This is a genomic window from Nostoc sp., assembly GCF_035638895.1.
Classification (GTDB): domain Bacteria; phylum Cyanobacteriota; class Cyanobacteriia; order Cyanobacteriales; family Nostocaceae; genus Nostoc.
In genome coordinates this window covers 1-1,861 of record NZ_DASQZC010000127.1, presented here as the reverse complement: position 1 = coordinate 1,861, position 1,861 = coordinate 1, and the positions used below count along the sequence as shown (strand labels likewise).

Below are 1,861 nucleotides of genomic sequence, written 5' to 3'. Positions count from 1 at the left end.
CTGGAATCAAATGCTAGCAATGTCGGTGGAGCGCAGCGTTTTGTTGCACAAACTTCTTTTCAAGCTGGTGTTGCCCTTGCATCAAAAAGTTTTCTTGGTAGTGGTGGAGCTAAATATAGAAATCCCAACTATACAGGTTATGCGGAAACAGTTTATTTAGGGTGTTTCTGGAAAAAGAGGTTGCAAGAGCTACAAGGCTATGATGTCGAAGCAACTCCTAATGAAGATACTGAATTAAACTTAAGATTAATACAAGTATTTGACACCAAACAAATTACTAATCAGGATGCAGAATTAAATCAAAGATTAATTACTCAAAATTATCAAGCAATATATATTGACTCCAAAATTCGTACCTGGTACTACCCTCGAACAAATTGGAAGTCCTTGTTTATTCAATATTTTAAATATGGCAGAGGTCGCTATTTAACAAGTAAAAAACATAAAATACAATCGCAGTTGAGAGGTTTGCTACCTTTTGTATTTATATCTAGTGCCATTTTACTGCTGATTGTTGATTTACTATTTCCCAAACTAGGTTTACCTATAGAAATATTAATTATAATAGGTTTATTTTTGCCTTTTTTAGAGAGTTTACGAGTTACTTTGGGATATCGGAAAAATTTAGCTTCCGAAATTTGGCGAGGAAGCCAAGATAAAATACCATCGTTTTTTAGTCTTTGGTTTTTTTGTGGAGTTACTTTATTAAGTATGCCAATTGCTCACTTTTCTGGATATGCCTACCAATTATTTCGCCAGAAAATCATGAGAGCAAGAGCTTGGTAAATTAATATATTTATGGATTAATTTAGTATGTGATTGCTTTTAGGAGTGCGGACGCTTCACGCCATCGCTTTCAGCGGTGCAAAGCCCATCCCGCCTTTGATTTCTTTGCACTGGCAAATTTATCGCTTTCCCTATGCTCTAACTCACTCAAGCAGATACTTGAGTTTATATGCAAAAAGGTTTAAGTATTTCGTACTGTTTTGTTGACTCAAAAAATCTCTAACCAATTTGATACAGCTTCACTTCATAAGGATTTAAAGGAGTACTGAAACTTGCCTCAGCGGATAGGTTAGTAATAGGTTTTTCATTAAAAATAACTATTTTACCAGCTAAACTCTGAGTCAGTTTTACTACGAAATTTATTTGAGTATAAGTGTGATTAACAACTATTATTAAATGTTTTTTAGTATTAGGAATAGGGAATAATTTAACTTCTATATCTGAATTGTTTACTTCTACTAGATTGCTTACATCTTCTCCCCTAATGATTGCAGGAATGTAATCTCGGAATTCTTTAATAGTAGGATACAAAATTGACTCATTCCAGGAATCTGAAGAACGGTAGTGCGTCCAAAATAGTAGCCCATCAGACCCTACAAGGACTGATAAATAAAACATATAGCGAAATTCTCCTTTTGTTGGTAGTCGTTTGTTGAATTGATTATTACCATAAGCTTGTAGCACATTCCAAAATTTTTTGTTTTTAATATCAGCTAAAGAAATAACTTCATAGAGTGCCTTTCGGTAAGATGATACCCATTGGAATTCTGCAACTCCCTCCTCGCAAGGATAACGATCCCACATCAGTATATCCATTGCATCGGTGTAGGGTTCAATTTTGTCTATGGAGGCAAAAACTAACGCTACTGGCTTTGATTTATCTTCTTCCTTAATAGCTGTGTATACGTTTTTTAATAAATCTGGAGAAACTGGCGTAGGTTTTTTTATCTCTGGTTCATCATAAAGATACCAACCATAAACGGAAGGATGATTTTTATAGGTGCGAATAAAATTTTTTATTTCTAAGATATTTCCTGATTCAATTAAGGGACGATAAATTTCTAATAAAACTTTT

2 protein-coding genes are annotated in these 1,861 nt (G+C 34.0%); one reads left to right on the top strand and one right to left on the bottom strand.

All coding sequences use genetic code 11. The features are described 5' to 3' along the window. Positions 1–786: glycosyltransferase family protein (locus VE944_RS06110; protein WP_324973767.1), on the top strand; the 786-nt coding region annotated here is incomplete at its 5' end. Positions 787–1,005: 219 nt separating this feature from the next. Here VE944_RS06110 and VE944_RS06105 read toward each other — a convergent pair. Further along, positions 1,006–1,861: hypothetical protein (locus tag VE944_RS06105; RefSeq protein ID WP_324973764.1), on the bottom strand; the 856-nt coding region annotated here is incomplete at its 5' end.